The sequence below is a fragment of the Candidatus Neomarinimicrobiota bacterium genome (assembly GCA_022573815.1).
GTDB lineage: Bacteria > Fidelibacterota > SORT01 > SORT01 > SORT01 > JACZTG01.
Map to the genome: position 1 here is coordinate 49388 of JACZTG010000003.1, position 20122 is coordinate 69509.

Below are 20122 nucleotides of genomic sequence, written 5' to 3' on the forward strand. Positions count from 1 at the left end.
AATGTCCGATCTGAAAACAGAAGAAATGGTTATCAATATGGGGCCGCAGCATCCTGCGACTCACGGAGTGCTGAGACTTGAGATTACCACCGACGGAGAGATTGTAAAGAAAATTGTGCCTCATATCGGGTATCTCCATCGTTGTTTTGAGAAGCATTGTGAAAAACTGAATTATCATCAAATAATTCCATTCGTAGACAGATGCGATTACCTCGCCGCTATGAATAACGAGCATGGTTATGCGATGGCTGTGGAGAAACTTCTCGATATTGAGTTACCTCCGAGGGTGGAGTATATAAGAGTTATTATGTCCGAGCTCAATCGGATAGCAAGTCATATGGTTGCCCTCGGTACATTTGGAATGGATGTCGGAGCCTTTACTCCATTTTTGTTCACTTTCCGCGATAGAGAAAAGATTCTTGATCTGTTTGAAATGACCAGTGGGGCACGTCTTCTATATAACTATATTTGGATCGGAGGAGTAGCTCACGATCTACCGGACGGATTTGTTGAAAAATGTTTTGAATTTCTGGATTACTTCGGGCCGAAACTTAAAGAATATGATGATCTGCTCTCTTTCAATAAAATATTTATCAGTAGAACGGCAAATGTTGCGATTATTCCTCCCGATGTCGCCATAGAATGGGGACTTACCGGTCCTAACCTTAGAGCTTCCGGCGTTGACTGGGATTTGCGCCGTGATGTACCGTATTCGATTTACGATAAGTTCGATTGGGATGTAATAGTAGGAGACGGGCGAGAAGGAGTTATCGGAGACTGCTGGTCCCGCTATTATGTGCGTGTGTTGGAAATGCACGAATCAGCCAAGATTGTCAGGCAGGCTTTGGAAGGATTGCCGGCTGATGAAAATGTAAAATCCGCCGTACCGAGAAAGGTGAAAGCCAAAGAAGGATCGGTTTATTTTCGTTCTGAAAATCCGAGAGGTGAGTTGGGCTTTTATATCGTTAGTAAAGGAGGCGATACGCCGCACAGACTTAAGATGCGTTCGCCTGCGTTTTCATCACTTAGTTCCATCGCAGATGTAGGAGAAGGGTTATTAATATCTGATCTTGTCGCATTGCTCGGAAGTATCGACATCGTGCTGGGAGAAATTGACCGGTAAGATGGAATATTTCATAAATTTAGTAACTGAAAACGTTGTGGGAATTGAAATAGTTCCTGCATGGTTCCTGACTCCCATTTTGATGTTTACCTACGGCGGATTTGTTTTCACCGGAATCGCAGTTTACGTAATGGTCGTCATCTGGTTTGAACGTAAGGTTGCCGCTCATATGCAGGATAGGCTCGGTCCGATGGAAGTGGGAGGATGGCACGGCTGGCTTCAGACAGTTGCCGATTCTGTCAAACTCTTGCTCAAAGAAGATCTCATTCCCGCATTGGCTGACAGGAAGCTATTTAAACTCGCTCCTTATATAGTATTTTTAGCGGCATTCGCGGTGTTCGCTGCTCTCCCATTTTCTGATAAGATAGTCGGTAGCGATCTCAACATCGGTATTTTTTACATTTTAGCCGTCTCATCGGTGGGAGTTATCGGAATTCTTATGGCAGGATGGAGCTCGAATAATAAATGGGCGTTATTCGGAGCTATGAGGTCGGTAGCGCAGATGATTAGTTATGAAATTCCCATTGGATTATCCATTCTCGTAATAGTAATGTCGGTCGGCTCCCTTAGTATGAGAGATATTGTAATGGCACAGGACGGAGGAATTTTTAACTGGTTGATATGGCAAAACCCTCCATTTAATTTTATCGCGTTCATTATTTTATTCATTGCAGGAACTGCCGAAACGAATAGAGTCCCTTTTGATATTCCTGAAGCTGAGTCAGAACTTGTTGCCGGTTTTCATGTTGAGTATTCGGGAATGAGATTCTCATTTTTCTTCTTAGCGGAATATGCCAGTATGTTCGCAATCGGAATAATTGTCTCTACACTTTTCCTTGGGGGATGGCAGGGTATTTACGGTGCGTCAAGTTCGCCGGGTGTTGGTCTCCTTTGGATGACGCTAAAAGGGTTTTCATTTGTACTTATAATGATATGGTTCAGATGGACACTTCCGAGACTACGGGTAGATCAACTGATGTATGTTTGTTGGAAGGTACTTGTACCGATTGCTTTTATGAATGTAATAGGTGCGGGAATATGGATAGGTTTATCATCATGATTGAGAGTATTCGATAATGAAACAATATTTTTACGATATATATCTTGCTATAACTTCAGTGCTGATAGGTATGAAGATAACTTTCGGTCACTTATTTACGCGTTCCATAACTTTACAGTATCCGCGTGAAAAAGCCCCTATGTTCGATCGTTCACGGAACAGGCTCCATGTGGATATCGAAGATTGTATAGGGTGTTATCAGTGTGATAAAGCTTGTCCTGTGGACTGTATTCACATTGATACTATAAAAGCCAGACCGGGTGAAGATCTCGGACTAACCGAAAAATTTGAAAAAAAGAAAACATTTGTGTTTCCTAAATTCGACATCGATATGGCGGAATGCTGCTATTGCGGGTTGTGCGTGTTCCCATGTCCGACAGAATGTATTTACTGGATTTCGGATTATGAATTTGCAGAGTATGACAGGAGTAATCTGAATTATAATTTTGGTAACATTACGCCTGATGAAGCGCGAGTGAGATATGAGGAAGCGGAGAAACTGAAGATAGAAAAAGAGAAACAGATTGCGGCAAAAAAGGCGGTACCCCAACCTTCCGAACCGGACGAAGAAAAAAATGATTTCACGGAGTAATTGAGTCAGATGGAAACTTTTGTATTTTATCTCTTTGGAATATTGACCATTTCCGCCAGCTGGGTGGTTATCTATTCCAAGAATTTAATATATTCAGCGTTTGCATTATTGTTCGCATTTTTCGGAATAGCCGGTTTGTATGGACTTTTAATGGCTGATTTTTTAGCAGCCACTCAGGTACTGATATATGTTGGAGGAGTGTTGATGCTCCTGCTCTTCGGAGTGATGTTAACAGCGCGAAAATCAGTTATAGAGGTTACACAATCAAACCTGCCGCGATTACCGGGTGCGATAATTAGCGGATTGATGTTCCTATTGCTCTTATTTATCATATTTAGTGAAAAAAGCTGGAATGCCGCTTCGAATCAGGGTGTCCGTGAGACAGCGTCTGTAATTGGCCGGCTATTGATGACAGATTATCTTCTTCCTTTTGAGGTCACATCAATTCTTCTGCTCGCTGCGTTGATTGGCGCCGTATATATCGCAAGGAAAGATGAATCATGACTTCCTTAAGCCTATATCATTTTTTAGTGTTGTCCGCATTACTTTTCTCATTCGGATTATTTGCGGTTATGTCGCGCAGAAATGCAATTGGTATATTATTAGGCATTGAACTCATCCTTAATGCCGCCAACCTGAACTTTGTTGCCTTTTCACGTTATGGTATTTTTTCGATGGATGGACAAATGTTCGCAATTTTTATAATAATTATTGCAGCGGCGGAAGCTGCCGTAGCGCTTGCTATCGTTTTGAACATATACAACAATTTCCAATCTATTAATGTGGACGAAGCGGATTCAATGAGATTTTAGATGAATACAATAATATTATATGCAATTATTATGCTGTTCCTGCCGTTGCTTGCTTTCGGCGTGAACATCTTAGTCGGGAAGCGACTTCCGCGAAAAGGTGATTGGGTATCTATTGCCGCAATTCTCTCGTCATTTTCGTTGGCATTGGCAATATTCGCCTATATGCTGTTCGTTCGATATGATCCGACTTTCAGCGCCGAATGGAAATGGACGTGGATAACCCTTATTGGATTTGAAATAGAGTTAGGGATATTGGTAGATAACCTGACGATTATGATGGCATTTATCGTAACATTGGTCAGCAGTCTTGTTCATATTTATTCGATTTCATATATGAAGGATGATCCAAGATATAATAGATATTTCGCGTTTCTTTCGCTCTTTTCATTCTCCATGTTGATAATTGTATTGTCCAATAATCTATTCGGGTTGTACATAGGATGGGAACTCGTTGGAATCAGTTCATATCTGCTCATTGGATTTTGGTTCGAAAAAGATTCGGCATCCGATGCTGGCAAGAAAGCTTTCCTCGTTAATCGTATTGGCGATTTCGGTTTTTTCATCGGAATACTGCTGTTCTTCTCAAGTGTTGGTTCATTTAATTACGGTGACATTATTGCGGGTATTCAAGCAGGGCAAATAAAAGATGGGATGCTCACGGCAGCAGGCATACTGCTGTTCACGGGGGCTATCGGAAAGTCGGCACAGGTGCCTCTCCATATTTGGCTTCCCGACGCTATGGAAGGTCCAACGCCGGTAAGCGCACTGATTCATGCTGCTACAATGGTCGCGGCAGGTGTATATATGGTTGGGAGAATTTACCCGTTCTTCTCACCGGGAGCGTTATTGTTCATCGCTTATGTAGGAGCGATAACCGCTTTCATCACTGCAACTATCGCCATAGTCCGAAAGGATATAAAAAAGGTATTGGCATATTCCACAGTCTCTCAACTTGGCTATATGATAATGGCGTTAGGAGTGGGCGGTTATGTGTCAGGAATCTGGCATTTGACAACCCATGCTTTTTTCAAGTCGCTTCTCTTTTTAGGAGCGGGAAGCGTCATCCATGCCGCTCATACTAATGATATGTTTAAGATGGGTGGGTTCAGGAAAAAGATGCCTATTACCTTCTGGACATTCTTGATTGCAACGCTGGCGATTTCAGGAGTACCTCTTTTCTCGGGGTTTTTCAGCAAAGATGCCATTCTAACTGCCGCGCTTGTCTTCGGACTTGCAAATCCGGCACATATTATTTTATTCATACTCGCGCTCGTATCAGCAGGTCTAACGTCGTTTTATATGTTTAGGGCATTGTTTTTGACATTCTACGGAAAGCCAAAGGACGAAGAAATTTATTCTCATATTCATGAATCTCCAAGTTCGATGACTATCCCAATGATGATTTTAGCTGCGCTGACCATATTAATCACATTAGACAATTGGCCGGGATTTCAAAATCTACCCGGTGTCGGCGAATTTGCGGGATGGTTTCAACATCTTATTCAAAAACCTGCAAGCATAGCGACAGCAGTGGCGACAGCAGGAGAGACAGTCGAGCATGCAGTATCTCATGAAACAGCTCATACTATAGCTACGTGGCTCTCAATATTCGTTGCGGGTACCGGTATATTATTGGCCTATCTGTTTTATTACAAGAAAAGCCTGTCGGCAAAGAAGGTTTCAAAATCACTATCTTCGATTTATACTCTGCTTAGAAATAAATATTATTTTGATGAATTTTACGGTGCTTCTGTCGTTAGGGGCGTTTTAGGTTTATCGCGGGTCAGCGCGAAATTTGATATTAAAATCGTTGATGGAGCGGTTAATGGTACAGCGAAAGTAGGCTTGTACATTTCGAGAGTCAGCAGATGGTTCGACGATCATATTGTTGACGGCGCAGTCAACGGTACAGCTTTAATTTCTATGTTTTTAGGTTCCAGACTTAGAAGAATCCAAACAGGAAAAATTGAGAATTACGTAGCATTTCTCCTGGTCGGTATATTGATATTCTTCGTCTTTCAGGCGCTATCTTAGTTAATGGAGGTTTTTATATAATATGCAAAATTATTTACTTTCGGCGTTAACCTTTATACCTGTTTTCGGAATGCTGGTTATATTACTAATTCCACGAGATAAGAGTCATGTGGTAAAAGTGATAGCCGCTGTGACCACCGGGCTTCAGTTATGGCTCGCAATACAACTATTCCTTGTTTTCGATAGGACTACTACCGCAATGCAATTTACCGAGCATTACTCGTGGATTCCTGCGTTCAACATCGAATATTTTATGGGAGTGGACGGTTTGAGCGCTCCAATGGTGCTTCTCACCGCATTGCTGTCATTTATTTGTATCTTTGCATCATGGAACATTAATAAATCTGTAAAGGCGTATTTTGCGCTATTCCTGTTGCTTGACGCAGGTATGATGGGTGTCTTCGTCTCCATTGACTTTTTCCTGTTTTATATATTTTGGGAAGTTATGCTTCTGCCGATGTATTTCCTTATCGGAATTTGGGGAGGCCCGAGAAGAGAGTATGCTTCCATTAAATTTTTTCTTTACACGCTGTTTGGCAGCGTACTAATACTGCTTGCCATGCTTGCTTTATATTTTTACAACGATCCGCACACTTTTAATATGCTTGAATTAATGCAGACGACCTATGACTTTGAGTTCCAGAAATGGGTATTCCTTGCGCTGTTTATAGGATTTGCGATTAAAGTGCCCATATTTCCATTCCACACATGGTTACCCGATGCTCATGTGGAAGCGCCGACGGCAGTTAGCGTGATTTTAGCCGGAGTGCTTTTGAAAATGGGAGTTTACGGAATTCTTCGGCTCAATTTTTCAATATTACCCGACGCAACGCTCTGGTTTGTCGTTCCGTTAGCGGTTTTGGGGGTCATAAATATTATATACGGGGCTTTGTGCGCGCTTGCTCAGACTGACTTAAAGAGGTTGATTGCCTATTCAAGTATAAGTCATATGGGCTTCAGTCTTCTCGGAATGGCTGCCTTAACATCTGCCGGAATGAATGGGGCGGTTTTCCAGATGTTCAATCATGGGACTATCACCGCTATGTTATTCCTTTTGGTAGGTGTCCTTTATGATAGAGCACATATCAGGGATGTTAACGGATTCGGAGGATTAGCGGTCAGAATGCCGCTCTATGGCGGAATGGTGGCAATAGCATTCTTTGCCGGTTTAGGGCTACCGGGATTTTCCGGATTCATAAGTGAGACGCTCTCATTAATCGGAGGATTCGGCTCGGCGCACAGTTCAACCACGTTCCGTTGGCTCACAGGTATTGCGGTAATCGGAATAGTGCTGAACGCTGCATATTTCTTGTGGGCGTATCAGAGGATATTCCTTGGCAAATTGAATGAAAAATGGGCGTCGCTTCCTGAAATCACCGGACGGGAACTATTCACAGTTGTACCGTTGGCAGTGATTGTGATAATTCTCGGATTTTACCCCATGCCGATTCTTGGTATGATGTCGGAGACAATGAATGGAATTATTGAGATGGTGCAGAACGGCGCGGCAACGGCTATTCAATAACGGAAACAGAGATAAATGGATAACATCAGCAGCTTAAGCTACTTTCTTCCTGAAATAACGTTGGTGGTGACCATATTGGTGGTCATCGTATATGACCTATTTTTGAAGAAAGGGGAATCGGTATATACAGTGTACGTTACAGCCGCCGGGTTGGTATTGACCTTGCTCACTCTCTTTTCCTCATATTCGGACGTTCAAATGAGTCTGTTTTCCGGTATGGTCGCGCAGGATCCATTTTCCTTTTTCTTTAAATTCTTATTTGTTCTTGCGGCATTTTTCACTGTAGTGATCTCTTCCACTTCATCTGAAATGAAAAATAGATTACACGGCGAATTCAATACCCTGATTTTAGCTATTACGCTTGGTATGTTTTTTATGGCATCAGCCAAAAACTTGCTGATGGCTTATATTGGGTTTGAACTCGTCAGCATCGCTTCATATGTCGTGGCCGGTTTTCTAAAAGAATCGCGACGTTCCAGCGAAGCGGCATTGAAATACGTAATTTATGGAGGTGTTTCTTCCGGGATAATGCTTTATGGATTTTCGCTTCTATACGGCCTGACGGGAACACTGGATATATCAGAAATCGGGCGGCTGCTTTCAGAGGGAAACGCAGGCGGTCTTACCGTTTTGGTAGCGTTTCTTATGGTTCTTGCAGGATTCGGTTATAAAATAGCTTCTGTTCCTTTTCATTTCTGGTCGCCTGATGTTTACGAGGGCGCGCCGACAGCATTTACCGCTTTTCTTTCTGTAGGTCCGAAAGCGGCGGGATTTGCGCTGCTAATTCGATTCTTCAATACTGCGTTTGTATCCCAGGGTTCTGTTGCCCTTTCAGAGTGGTTACCCATAGAACAGCTGGATTGGCCTAATATAATGATGTGGATTTCCGCGATAACAATGACTTTTGGCAATCTTATAGCGTTAAAACAAGATAACGTTAAGAGGATGCTTGCCTACTCGAGCATCGCCCATGCCGGATATGTACTTATGGGAATTGTTGTACTAACGCAAGACGGGCTATTCGCAATGATGTTCTACCTTTCGGCATATTATTTGATGAACCTCGGAGCTTTTTTTGTAGTTCTCAATATATCGGATAGGTTTGGCTCAGAAGAGATAGACAGTTATAACGGACTTGTTTTTAAGGCTCCGTTCATAGCTATTTGTATGGGTATTTTTCTCTTTTCGCTTGCCGGCATTCCACCCACTGTAGGTTTTATCGGAAAGTTTTATCTCTTTGCGGCGCTCATTCAAAGCGGACCCGGATATTACTCGCTGGCAATCATAGGAGCGCTGAACAGCGTAGTTTCTCTTTATTATTATGCGCGGGTCTTGCGAGCGATGTTCGTGCGTGGTGAAGCTGCCGAAGCATCGCCTCCTATCTCCAAAACTCCTATTATCATAATAGGCGTATTAGCTTTTCCGGCGCTCTTTTTAGGATTGTATTGGGCTCCTCTTGCAGGCTTTGCTCAAGCTTCTTTAAAGATTCTCACAGGACACTAAACTTATATTTTAAAAGTGGTTTCAAGGGGAATCGGTAAAGCCAATTCGACCAAAATACCCTTTGAAATTAGTCAGCCTATTCCCTATATTTTTCCGTCCGGATAAATAATTTTAACGGTCATCGGGGGAAGTTTTGGGAGGTGACCACAATTGAATATTAAGGTCGGAAGTATAAAGTGAGCGGAAAAAAAGTATCTAATTCACAAATTCAAATGGCGGAAATAGTCCTGCCGAACGATGCTAATACTCATGGCAATATGCTCGGTGGCAGAGTCATGCATCTGATAGATATTGCAGCATCAATGAGCGCTGTTCGCCACTGTAGAAAACCCGTAGTAACCGCTTCAGTAGATTCACTCGATTTTCGTTATCCAATCAAAATCGGTCATATGATATTATTGAGAGCGTCGGTGAATTATACTCATGATACTTCAATGGAGATTGGAGTTCGTGTAGAATCGGAAGATCCGCTGACGGGCAAAAGATTTCATACAAGCTCGGCATATCTTACTTTCGTAGCGCTTGATGAAAATGGAAGACCTGCTAAAGTTCCGACTGTTGAACCGGAATCGGAGATAGAAATAAAAAGATACGAAGCAGCGGAACAGCGTAGAGCTTACAGGCTCGATAATATTTCCAAAGGAAAACCGGAAAAAAACAGCTGATGCTGCAAGAATACCTCCCGTTATTAATATTAGTCTCCATCGTTGGATTAATAGTAATATCAATGTTGATTCTTCCGAGATTACTTCAACCGAAACAACGCTCTAAACAGGATCTTGAGCCTTATGAATCAGGCACAACACCCACGTCATTTGCTCGAATCAGAGTCTCCATACGGTTTTTTATGGTAGCCATAATATTCATAATTTTTGATATAGAAGTTGTCTTTATGTATCCATGGGCAGTGGTTTTCAAAGAGTTGCTTGGAATCGGAACATTTATTTTCATAGAGATGTTGACATTTCTCGGAATCTTATTGGTAGGATTCATTTACGTTTGGAAAATGGGCGCTCTCGATTGGGACTGAAATGACGGACGTATCGAAATTTTTCTCTGATCTTGAGAATAAACTTTCCGAAAAATTCGGTGATGAGTTTATAAGCGGCAATGAATTTCATGGAACTGTTTCAGTATCTGTCAAGAGTAAAAAAATTCTGGATATATTAGAATATTGCGTATTTGACGTTGATTTAAAACTTACATTCTTAACCGACCTGACAGCCGTTGATTATCTTGAAATGGAAGCTCCCGGCAGGTTGGCTGTAGTCTATTGCCTTAGAAATGTGGACAATATGAATCAGGTGTTGATCAAAGCGTTTTTACCCGCTGATGAGACGGAGATTGACTCTGCTGTCGGGATGTGGAGCTCCGCTGAATGGCTCGAGAGAGAAGTTTGGGATCTATTCGGAATAAAATTCAAAGGTAATCCCAATTTAAAAAGAATTTTGCTGCCTGATGATTATGAGGGACATCCTCTGCTGAAGGATTATCCGCTGAAGGGAAGAGGAGAAAGAGATTCGTTCAAGGTCATACAACGGGAAAGCGGGCGGTATTGATTGAGTAAAACTTCAGAAGATCTGCACACCGAGACATTGAAGCTCAGTTTCGGACCTCAACATCCCGCAACTCACGGAACCCTCCAAATTGTAATGGAGCTCGACGGAGAGATCGTGGTTGATGTAGAACCCCATATCGGATTTCTACACACCGGATTCGAAAAACTTGCAGAACATATGTCGTATAACCAGTTTGTGACGGTTACCGACAGGATGAACTACCTCTCACCGCTATCGAATAATATTGGGTTTTCTGTAGCCGCAGAGAAACTTTTTGGAATTGAAGTGCCGAAACGAGCTCAATATATCAGAGTATTGATGGGAGAACTTTCTCGAATTGCTGATCATCTTGTCGCTATCGGAACAGCAGCAATGGATTTAGGGGCTATGACCGTCTTTCTTTATGGATTCAGAGAACGGGAAAAATTATATGATCTCTTCGAATGGGCAACAGGAGCGCGGTTGACGACAAGCTATACCCGCGTTGGGGGTCTAATGAGAGACCTTCCGGACGAATTTCCCGATGCGGTGAGAAAGTGGTTAGCGCAGTTTCCGAAAACCATAGATGAAATTGAGAAGCTCCTAAGTCATAACAGAATATTTCAGGACAGGACTTATGATATAGGAATAATCAGCGAAGAGGATGTGCTGAAATACAGCCTCACCGGTCCTGTTGCAAGGGCGTCAGGCGTTAAGTATGATGTCCGAAAGGATATGCCTTATTCCTCCTATGAAGATTTTGATTTTGAAGTTCCCGTTGGGGAAAACGGAGATGCATACGACCGCTATCTGGTCAGGATGGAAGAATTAAGACAGTCAATGAAGATAATTGAGCAGGTACTTGATAATCTTCCTGACGGGCATGTGAATATCGATCCTGATTCGAAATTTATGTTACCCGGAAAAGACGAAGTTTACACGACTATTGAAGGCCTGATACATCATTTTGAAGTGACGATGGAAAACAGGGGGATACTACCTCCCGTAGGCGAAATCTACATGGGAACAGAGACGCCTAACGGCGAATTGGGATTCTACATAGTTTCTAATGGAGGAAGAGAGCCTTATAGGGTGAGGATAAGACCACCGTCATTTATAAATTACACGATTTTTAAGAAACTTATGAAGGGAGCGATGTTTTCTGATATAGTTTCTAATTTGGGTTCGTTGAATATCATAGCGGGAGAGCTGGACAGATAATGCCATCCGAATTTTCAGACAGCGCTAAAAGTAAAATTAAAAATCTTATGGAGGTTTACCCTGACAATCGGTCTGCATTAATGAACGCATTGCATATTACGCAGCAAGAGTTCAGTTACCTTTCATTTGATGCGCTTCAAGCCCTTTCGGAACTGATGGATATTCCCGTTCAGCAGATAGAAGACACGGCAAGTTTTTACACGATGTTTCAGAAAGAATCGATTGGGAAGAATGTCATATGGATTTGCCATACTCTACCTTGCGCGCTGAGAGGTTCTGCGACTGTTTTGGATTATCTTAAGAGCAAGCTCGAGATTGAAGTAGGAGAAACTACAAAAGACAAACGATTTACACTGATGAAAGCCGAATGCCTTGCTTCGTGCGATACAGCGCCGATGATGCAGATAAACGATGAGTATTATGAAAACTTGAATAATGAGATGATTGATAAAATTCTCGGTAGGTTTGAATGATGGAAAAAATTCTTACCCGGAATATTAACATAGAAAATTCCCATAAGATCGGGACATATATAAATTCGGGCGGATATGACGCGCTCAGGAAAATTTTAGGCGGGCTCTCTCCCGAAGAAGTGACCGATATTGTAAAATCTTCCGGTCTTAGAGGTAGGGGTGGAGCGGGATTTCCCGCAGGAGTTAAATGGGGATTCGTGCCGAAGAACACCGGAAAACCGATATACCTTGTGTGTAATGCCGATGAGTCGGAGCCGGGAACGTTCAAGGACAGGCTCATGCTTGAGAAAGACCCTCATATGATGTTAGAAGGAATAGTCATCGCATCATACGCAATTGGCGCTAATACGGCTTTTATTTATATCAGGGGCGAATTCGCCGAACAGACCAAACTGCTTTTGGAAGCTCTTGAGGAAATGAAAGGAAAAGGTTTTCTCGGAAAAAATATTCTGAATAGCGGTTACGATTTAGAAATTCTGATTACACGCGGGGCAGGCGCATATATCTGTGGCGAGGAAACGGCGTTATTGACCTCCTTAGAGGGTAAACGCGGTTATCCGAAAATCAAGCCTCCTTTTCCTGCCGTTGAAGGTTATCTCGGTTCTCCAACAATAGTCAATAATGTGGAGACCCTGAGCTGTGTTCCCCACATAATATTGCGTGGAGCTGATTGGTTTAAGTCTATCGGGACGGAAAAGAGCGCGGGTCCGAAACTATTCTGTGTCTCGGGGCATGTGAGGAATCCGGGAGTATTCGAATTTCCGATGGGCACATCGCTGAAAGAATTGATATACGAGCATGCCGGCGGGATATTACACAACAGAAAATTAAAGGCGGTTATTCCGGGAGGTTCTTCCACCCCTGTGCTGACTGAAAGCGAGATAGATATAAATCTCGACTATGAGTCCTTAGCGGAGGCGGGCAGTATGTTAGGTTCGGCTGGAATTATTGTAATGGATGAATATACCGATATGGTGGATGCATGTTATAATCTTTCCAAATTTTATGCGCATGAATCGTGCGGTCAATGCACACCGTGCCGGGAAGGGGTTCCCTGGATGAAAATGATTCTCGGCAGAATAACGAATGGCAACGGCAGAAGAAACGATGTAGAACTTCTTCTTGATATTTGCAGGAGCATAGAAAAAAGAACCATCTGTCCGTTTGGCGACGCAGCTGTTGCTCCGGTAAAAAGCTATATAGATAAATTCAGAGAGGAATTTGATTACTATATCGAGAATAAAAAATCGTTGATCCCAACAGAATCGGAACAAAATAACAATGGAAATTAATGCCGTTTATTAAGATTAACGATAAAGAATTAGAAGTCGAAAAAGGCTCTCGCCTTCTTCAGGTAGCGTTAGATAACGGTGTTGATCTACCCCATTATTGTTATCACGAGGGACTATCAATCGCCGGTAATTGCAGGATGTGCTGCGTTGAGGTTGACGGGATGCCGGGTCTTCAGATATCCTGCAATGTTACGATTGGCGAGCTTCCTCAAGACAAAAAAGTTGACGGGAAATATGATATGGTAGTCCGGACAGAATCTGAAGAGGTCAAAGATTCTCGTTCGAGAGTCCTGGAGCTTTTGCTTCTGAATCATCCGATTGACTGTCCGGTGTGCGACCAGGCGGGAGAGTGTTATCTTCAGGATTATTCTTTTGCTCACGGAAACGCGCATAGTCGGTTTGAAGAGGAAAAGCGGGTAAATCCGAAGAAACAACTCGGGCATGAAATCTGGATTTATCCTAACCGGTGTGTGCTCTGCTCAAGATGCATTCGTTTTTGTGATGAAATAGTGGGAGACCCTCAGCTGATCGTGCGAAACAGAGGCTATAACTCTATTATAGATGTAAGAGATAGTCAACCTTTGGATAATAAGCTGTCCGGAAATACGGCTGATATATGCCCTGTAGGAAGTCTTGTAAGCAACGATTTCTTACATAAAACGAGGGTTTGGAATCTTACTGAAACTGAAACGATTTGCAAGGATTGTTCGGTCGGGTGCAACATAAAGGTCGGGACAACTAAAAACGAAATTCAGCGGATTAAGCCTCGCAGAAATGATGAAGTGAACAGTTTTTGGATGTGTGATGATGGCAGACTCGGATATCATTCCTCGGATAAAATTGAGCGGATTCAATCCCCGATGATTAAAGAAGGCGATAGTTTTAAACCGGTATCCTGGACTGAGGCGTTTGAATCACTGAAGAAAAGTCTTCTCGGCGACAGTGATATTTCACCTGATAATATATCGTTTATGGGTTCTGCAAATTGTACGAACGAAGAGAATTATCTTATTCGGAAAATTGCAGAATCTTTGTCCGTTCCGGCACAGAATTTATGTATTAATCCCGGAAAAGTAGAGGGCGAACCGATAATATATAAGAGCGGATTTAGAATATCTCCCGATAAGACACCCAACAGAAACGGCGCAATTGCAATGATGGGTTTGAAGGATTCAGCTGATGAGAACGATCCGTTTAAAGGAAAGATTAAAGCTGTTTATTTGCATTACGGGGCAACTTCTGATTATATGAATGAAGCAAATCTTGAAGCAATAAAAAAATTGGATTATTTTGCGGTTCAATCGGCATATATGTCTGATGCAGCCAAACTCGCTGATCTGATATTACCGGCATCTATTCACTATGAAAAGAACGGTACGATGTTGAATGACAGTGGAAGAGTGCAAAGGCTGATGAATGTTATCGAACCTCCAATAGGTGTGAGGGAAGACTGGAAAGTCCTGTCTCAGCTCGGTAAAGCGCTTGGATGCGACGGTATGGATTACAAGACGGTGGACGAGATCACAGATGAAATAGCAGGTAGCGTTAAAGGATTTGAGAATATCAGCTCCGAATCATTAGGCTCACTCGGCATATCAATAGATAGTAAAATTAAAGAAATGAAAGAGGTCTCCGCCTGATGCTGATTGATCTGGCAATAATCGTAACTAAAATTCTGATTGTAATCGGGGGAATATTTTTCACCGTGGCATATCTCATTCTTGCAGAACGGAAGGTCGCCGGTTTCATTCAGGAACGGCACGGACCCAATAGGGTCGGATTTTGGGGATTGCTTCAGCCTATTGCGGATGGCGTAAAAACAATGTTAAAAGAGGATATACTTCCCACAAGAGCAAACAAAATAATCTATACTTTGGCTCCTGCTATGGTGCTATTCCCCGCTCTGCTGACATTTTCAGTAGTTCCATTCGGTTCAGGGATAGAAGCTTTCGGAAGGCATATAAGTTTTCAGATCGTTGATATTAACATCGGTATCCTCTTCGTTTTTGCAATTACCTCTCTCGGTGTTTACGGCGTTGTGCTGGGCGGATGGAGCTCCAACAACAAATTTTCTCTGTTGGGCGGATTGCGTTCCTCCGCGCAAATGATCTCTTATGAGATAGCTTTAGGGCTTTCAATAATTGGCATTATACTCTTGACAGGCTCGCTCAGACTTAATGACATAGTGGAATCGCAGTTCGAGATGTGGAACATTTTTCGTCAACCGATAGCATTTCTGATATTTGTCGTATCTATTTTTGCTGAGACGAATCGTTTACCATTTGATTTAGCTGAATCGGAACAGGAACTGGTGGCGGGCTATCACACGGAATACAGCGGCTTTAAATATTCTATGTTTATGTTAGGGGAATATTCCAATATGATTACGGCTTCGGCATTGATAGTCACCCTGTTCTTCGGAGGTTGGGATGTTCCATTCGTAAACGAAAGTGAGATGGGGCTGTTAGGCGCGCTGATTTCTGTTATTTCATTCGCAGTTAAAACGGCGTTTTTCCTCTTTTTATATTTGTGGGTGAGGTGGACTCTTCCACGCTTTCGCTACGATCAATTAATGCGTTTGGGATGGAAGATTCTTTTGCCGTTAGCTCTTCTTAACCTGATTCTTACAGCGGCATGGATTACTTATGTTGAGTAACTTTACGGGAGCAGCGTTTTGATTACCGCACTGTTTTTCATATTTGCGACGACGGCTATTGTCAGCGCATTATTGGTAATTTTCAGCCGAAACACTATTTACAGCGCACTTTTTCTTGTTATGACTCTTTTCTCCGTGGCAGGAATATTTCTATTATTGGGAGCATATTTTCTTGCGGCTGTGCAGGTGATTGTGTACGCCGGCGCCATTATGGTCCTCTTCTTGTTTGTAATTATGTTATTGAATCTTGAGAAGGAGACTAAATTCTTTTCGTTTTCAAATCCGCGTATCATTTTGGTTTCTTTTTTCTCTGTGGTGTTTTTAGGGTTTATTTTCACGCTAATTGCGGGTTCGGTTAATTTATTAAACGGTGGAGCAGAAAATTATACCGAACTCGGCTCGGTTGAGAATATTGGTTTGACGCTCTTCACTACTTATTTGTTGCCTTTTGAAATTACGTCGCTACTCCTGTTAGTCGCATTGGTGGGCGCTGTGCTTTTATCAAAAAGGAGTCTGAAATGACACCGCCTTTAGAATATTACCTCGGATTGGGAGCGATACTTTTTGCCATCGGCGTTATGGGAGTTCTCATACGAAGAAACGCTATTATAGTTTTTATGTCGATAGAATTAATGCTGAACGCCGTAAATCTGACGCTTGTCTCTTTTTCCCGGTATATGAGCAATGTGGACGGTCAGATCTTCGTATTTTTCGTAATGACTTTGGCTGCCGCAGAAGTGGCGGTGGGATTAGCGATTATAGTTGCTATGTACAGGAATAAAGAATCCATAAATATCAGCGAGATGAATCTGTTAAGATGGTGAATTCCACTATAAATATAGTCTGGCTGATTCCGCTATTTCCGTTAATCGGGTTTTTGCTAAGCGGATTATATGGAAAACGCATCGGCGACAAGTTAGTGGGAATACTGAGTTCCGGAGCGATTTTTCTCTCATTCGCTGCTTCTCTGTTTCTCCTTTCAAAATACATAGGGCTTAATCAGCCGGGAGCGGAATTTCACTCCACACTTTTCACCTGGATTACGGTAGCCGACCTTCAGGTAAACTTTAGCTATCAGATAGATTCACTGTCACTATTGATGGCCGTAATGGTCACAGGCGTAGCATTTTTAATTCACGTCTATTCCATCGGATATATGAAAGGGGACGCAGGATACGCTCGATTTTTTTCATATATGAACCTGTTCACATTTATGATGCTGAATCTTGTATTAGCAGATAACTATCTACTTATGTTCCTCGGATGGGAAGGTGTGGGACTTTGCTCATACCTGTTAATAGGATTCTGGTATGAGGATGAAGCGAATGCAAGCGCCGGGAAAAAGGCTTTTATTGTAAACAGGATAGGAGATTTCGGATTCCTGTTAGGAGCTCTGCTTTTATTCACCACATTCGGAAGTCTGACGTTTAGCGAAATTTTCTCGCAGCTGGATGGTTTTGCGGTTGGAGACGGCGTTATAACCGCCATAACTTTGCTTCTTTTTGTCGGCGCAATCGGTAAGTCCGCTCAAATTCCGCTTTACGTCTGGTTGCCCGACGCAATGGCGGGGCCTACTCCGGTGAGTGCGCTCATTCATGCCGCCACTATGGTCACTGCCGGTGTCTATATGATAACCCGAAGCAGTTTTTTATACGTGTTGGCACCGACTTCTATGGCTCTTATAGCGGTTATCGGAGCAGCGACGGCGCTGTTTGCAGCTACTATAGCGCTGACGCAGAATGACATCAAGAAAGTATTAGCGTATTCCACTATCAGTCAACTCGGTTATATGTTTCTTGCGCTTGGAGTGGGAGCGTTTACAGCGGGAATGTTTCATCTTCTTACTCATGCCTTTTTCAAGAGTCTGATGTTTCTTGCCGCCGGCTCGGTAATGCACGCACTCTCCAACGAACAGGATATGCGATATATGGGTGGGCTGAAAAAGCATACTCCGAAAACTTACGTTGTGTTTCTCGTTGGAGCATTAGCTATATCGGGAATCCCCGGACTTTCAGGTTTTTTCAGCAAAGACGAAATATTATGGCAAGCGTACAGCTCATCTGCTGGAAACATCTGGTTTTGGATTGTTGGAGTAATCGTGGCAGGTCTTACCGCTTTTTATATATTCAGACTACTGTTCCTTACCTTTCATGGAGAGCCGCGCTGGAAGGAGGGGAACAAAGCCCACGAATCTCCAAATGTGATGACACTCCCTCTGATTATTCTTGCGCTACTCTCAGTTGTAGGAGGATATTTAGGCATTCCTGCGATTCTCGGCGGAGGGAATAAGTTTCACCATTTCTTGCAGGAGAACGTGGCACAAATTCCCGTCGCCTCAATGACGCACACTCATAACGAAGAATATACTATAATGGCGATTTCCACGGCAATCGCATTGGCAGGAATCTTTATCGCGTATCTATTTTATCTGAGGCGAAAGGATTTGCCTGACACCCTTGCGATTAAAGCAAAATCTATCTATTCGCTATTGATGAACAAATATTATGTAGATGAGATTTATGACCTGCTCTTCGTTCGCTCCACAAAGAGGCTGGCGATCGCTCTCTGGCAGAAATTCGATGTAGCCGTCATTGACGGTATCGTAAACGGAACGGGTAAAGTAATAATAGTATTCGGGAGTTATCTGAGATTGACACAATCGGGTTTAGTGCAGAGCTATGCGTTTTCAATTTTTATCGGTGGGTTACTGATAATCGGATATTTTATTTTCGGGTAAGAATATGATAGGTATTCTCTCACTCCAGATATTGATTCCATTATTAGGAATTCTCGCTGTTGCGGCGATTCCGGCGAAGGAAAAATCGCTTATGAAGGTAGCTGCGATTGGGTTTTCTCTTGCGACTTTTATTGCGTCTGCGGTTATGCTTGTGCGGTTTGAAATAGGTACTTCAAGTATGCAGTTCCATGAAAAGCTGAGCTGGATTCCCGAATGGGGGATTTCTTATAATATTGGAATAGACGGCATAAGCCTGTTTCTTGTAGTTTTGACAACGTTGCTGACTCCGCTGGCGTTGCTATCGTCGTGGAACTCGATAAAAGAAAATATTAAAGGTTTTTTAATCGCCATGCTTGCTCTTGAGGTAGGTATGATTGGCGTGTTTCTCTCTCTCGACCTGTTTCTATTCTATGTTTTTTGGGAAGTGATGCTTATTCCGATGTATTTCTTGATCGGCATCTGGGGCGGGGAGAATAGGATTTACGCTACTGTTAAATTCATGTTATACACTATGTTTGGAAGCCTTTTGATGCTTGTGGCTATCTTTCTGCTTTATTTTGAAAGCGTTAAACAGTTTGGAAGCCCCACTACTGATTTACTGATGTTGTATAAACTTGATCTTCCCTTTGATTTCCAGCTTTGGATGTTCCTGGCTTTTACTCTGTCGTTCGCCATCAAAATACCCTTATTTCCGTTTCACACATGGCTTCCTGACGCTCATGTGGAAGCGCCCACAGCCGGGAGCGTGATACTTGCGGGCGTTCTCCTGAAAATGGGCGGTTATGGACTTCTCCGGTATTCGCTCCCGCTTTTCCCGGAAGCTACACTGTATATGGCGCCTTATATATTGGCGGTTGCAGTCTTCGGAGGGATAATTTACGGCGCGCTGGTGGCGATGGTTCAGCCTGATATGAAAAAACTCGTAGCGTATTCCAGCGTTTCGCATATGGGTTTCGTTGTTCTCGGTATTTTTGTTTTAAATCAGCAAGGGGTGCAGGGCGCGCTGATACAGATGCTAAATCATGGTATTTCCACCGGAGCACTGTTTATCTTAGTAGGCTTCATATACGAAAGACGGCACACCCGTATGATCTCCGATTACGGAGGATTGGCAAAAGTAATGCCGTTTTACGCGGCTTCATTTTTGATAGTTGTTCTCAGCAGCCTTGCGCTGCCGGGATTAAACGGATTCGTAGGTGAATTTTTAATTTTGGTCGGCTCCTTTAAACATAGTATTTTCCTTACGGTTTTTGCCGCGTTGGGCGTAATTCTTGCCGCAGTGTACCTATTATGGATGTATCAGCGCGTAATGTTCGGAAAGATAACCGATGAAAAGAATTCAGCTTTAAGCGATTTGTCACTGAGGGAAAAATGGGTGATAGTTCCATTGATAGTACTGATAATATTTATCGGCGTATATCCAAAACCGATCCTTGAAAGAGTCGAACCATCTGTGACACATTTACTGAACCGGATAAATTTAAACTCCAATGGCGATAATCAGGAAATATCTCCGGATGTTTCTCCTCTGCGCCCCGAAAGAAATTAAAATAAAA

At 42.7% G+C, this 20122-nt stretch carries 20 protein-coding genes; all 20 read left to right on the forward strand.

Going from position 1 to position 20122, the window contains the following annotated elements:
• The first annotated feature begins 1 nt into the window (after position 1).
• Complete coding sequence (locus tag IIB39_01875; protein MCH8927445.1) at positions 2–1123, forward strand: NADH-quinone oxidoreductase subunit D; 1122 nt, start codon at positions 2–4, stop codon at positions 1121–1123.
• A 1-nt stretch (position 1124) separates the two neighbouring features.
• The gene (gene nuoH / locus IIB39_01880) at positions 1125–2183 is read left to right on the forward strand and encodes an NADH-quinone oxidoreductase subunit NuoH (protein MCH8927446.1); all 1059 of its coding nucleotides are present in this window, start codon (positions 1125–1127) and stop codon (positions 2181–2183) included.
• Between the two features lie 16 nt (positions 2184–2199).
• The gene (locus tag IIB39_01885; protein MCH8927447.1) at positions 2200–2775 is read left to right on the forward strand and encodes a 4Fe-4S dicluster domain-containing protein; all 576 of its coding nucleotides are present in this window, start codon (positions 2200–2202) and stop codon (positions 2773–2775) included.
• Between the two features lie 9 nt (positions 2776–2784).
• On the forward strand, positions 2785–3279 hold the full coding sequence (locus IIB39_01890; protein MCH8927448.1) for an NADH-quinone oxidoreductase subunit J: 495 nt from the start codon (positions 2785–2787) through the stop codon (positions 3277–3279).
• Entirely contained in the window at positions 3276–3587 is a 312-nt protein-coding gene (nuoK, locus tag IIB39_01895) for an NADH-quinone oxidoreductase subunit NuoK (GenBank protein MCH8927449.1), read from the forward strand. The genes IIB39_01890 and nuoK (IIB39_01895) overlap by 4 nt, the downstream gene beginning before the upstream one ends.
• A complete protein-coding gene (gene nuoL / locus IIB39_01900) occupies positions 3588–5621 on the forward strand; it encodes an NADH-quinone oxidoreductase subunit L (protein ID MCH8927450.1) in 2034 nt (677 codons plus the stop codon). It begins immediately after the preceding gene.
• Positions 5622–5643: 22 nt separating this feature from the next.
• On the forward strand, positions 5644–7146 hold the full coding sequence (locus IIB39_01905) for an NADH-quinone oxidoreductase subunit M (protein ID MCH8927451.1): 1503 nt from the start codon (positions 5644–5646) through the stop codon (positions 7144–7146).
• Between the two features lie 15 nt (positions 7147–7161).
• Positions 7162–8649: an NADH-quinone oxidoreductase subunit N gene (locus tag IIB39_01910; GenBank protein ID MCH8927452.1), complete on the forward strand. Its 1488-nt coding sequence runs from the start codon at positions 7162–7164 to the stop codon at positions 8647–8649.
• 212 nt (positions 8650–8861) lie between these two features.
• Positions 8862–9314, forward strand: a complete 453-nt coding sequence (locus IIB39_01915) for an acyl-CoA thioesterase (protein ID MCH8927453.1) — start codon at positions 8862–8864, stop codon at positions 9312–9314.
• Entirely contained in the window at positions 9314–9679 is a 366-nt protein-coding gene (gene ndhC / locus IIB39_01920) for an NADH-quinone oxidoreductase subunit A (GenBank protein MCH8927454.1), read from the forward strand. The genes IIB39_01915 and ndhC overlap by 1 nt, the downstream gene beginning before the upstream one ends.
• Position 9680: 1 nt before the next feature.
• Positions 9681–10208, forward strand: coding sequence for an NADH-quinone oxidoreductase subunit C (locus tag IIB39_01925; protein ID MCH8927455.1), 528 nt, complete (start codon positions 9681–9683; stop codon positions 10206–10208).
• A gap of 21 nt (positions 10209–10229) precedes the next feature.
• Positions 10230–11408 (forward strand): NADH-quinone oxidoreductase subunit D, encoded by a 1179-nt coding sequence (locus tag IIB39_01930; GenBank protein ID MCH8927456.1) that lies wholly within the window; start codon positions 10230–10232, stop codon positions 11406–11408.
• Positions 11408–11881 carry an NAD(P)H-dependent oxidoreductase subunit E gene (locus IIB39_01935; protein MCH8927457.1) on the forward strand — a complete coding sequence of 158 codons (474 nt, stop codon included), beginning with the start codon at positions 11408–11410 and terminating at the stop codon, positions 11879–11881. Before IIB39_01930 ends, IIB39_01935 begins: the two co-directional genes overlap by 1 nt.
• Positions 11878–13173, forward strand: coding sequence for an NADH-quinone oxidoreductase subunit NuoF (gene nuoF / locus IIB39_01940; protein ID MCH8927458.1), 1296 nt, complete (start codon positions 11878–11880; stop codon positions 13171–13173). The genes IIB39_01935 and nuoF overlap by 4 nt, the downstream gene beginning before the upstream one ends.
• Positions 13173–14813, forward strand: coding sequence for a molybdopterin-dependent oxidoreductase (locus tag IIB39_01945; protein MCH8927459.1), 1641 nt, complete (start codon positions 13173–13175; stop codon positions 14811–14813). Before nuoF ends, IIB39_01945 begins: the two co-directional genes overlap by 1 nt.
• Positions 14813–15829, forward strand: coding sequence for an NADH-quinone oxidoreductase subunit NuoH (gene nuoH, locus IIB39_01950; GenBank protein MCH8927460.1), 1017 nt, complete (start codon positions 14813–14815; stop codon positions 15827–15829). Before IIB39_01945 ends, nuoH (IIB39_01950) begins: the two co-directional genes overlap by 1 nt.
• Before the next feature lie 18 nt (positions 15830–15847).
• A complete protein-coding gene (locus tag IIB39_01955) occupies positions 15848–16351 on the forward strand; it encodes an NADH-quinone oxidoreductase subunit J (GenBank protein MCH8927461.1) in 504 nt (167 codons plus the stop codon).
• Complete coding sequence (gene nuoK / locus IIB39_01960) at positions 16348–16653, forward strand: NADH-quinone oxidoreductase subunit NuoK (protein ID MCH8927462.1); 306 nt, start codon at positions 16348–16350, stop codon at positions 16651–16653. Before IIB39_01955 ends, nuoK (IIB39_01960) begins: the two co-directional genes overlap by 4 nt.
• A complete protein-coding gene (gene nuoL, locus IIB39_01965) occupies positions 16647–18566 on the forward strand; it encodes an NADH-quinone oxidoreductase subunit L (protein MCH8927463.1) in 1920 nt (639 codons plus the stop codon). Before nuoK (IIB39_01960) ends, nuoL (IIB39_01965) begins: the two co-directional genes overlap by 7 nt.
• Before the next feature lie 4 nt (positions 18567–18570).
• Positions 18571–20115 carry an NADH-quinone oxidoreductase subunit M gene (locus IIB39_01970; GenBank protein ID MCH8927464.1) on the forward strand — a complete coding sequence of 515 codons (1545 nt, stop codon included), beginning with the start codon at positions 18571–18573 and terminating at the stop codon, positions 20113–20115.
• Positions 20116–20122: the final 7 nt, after the last annotated feature.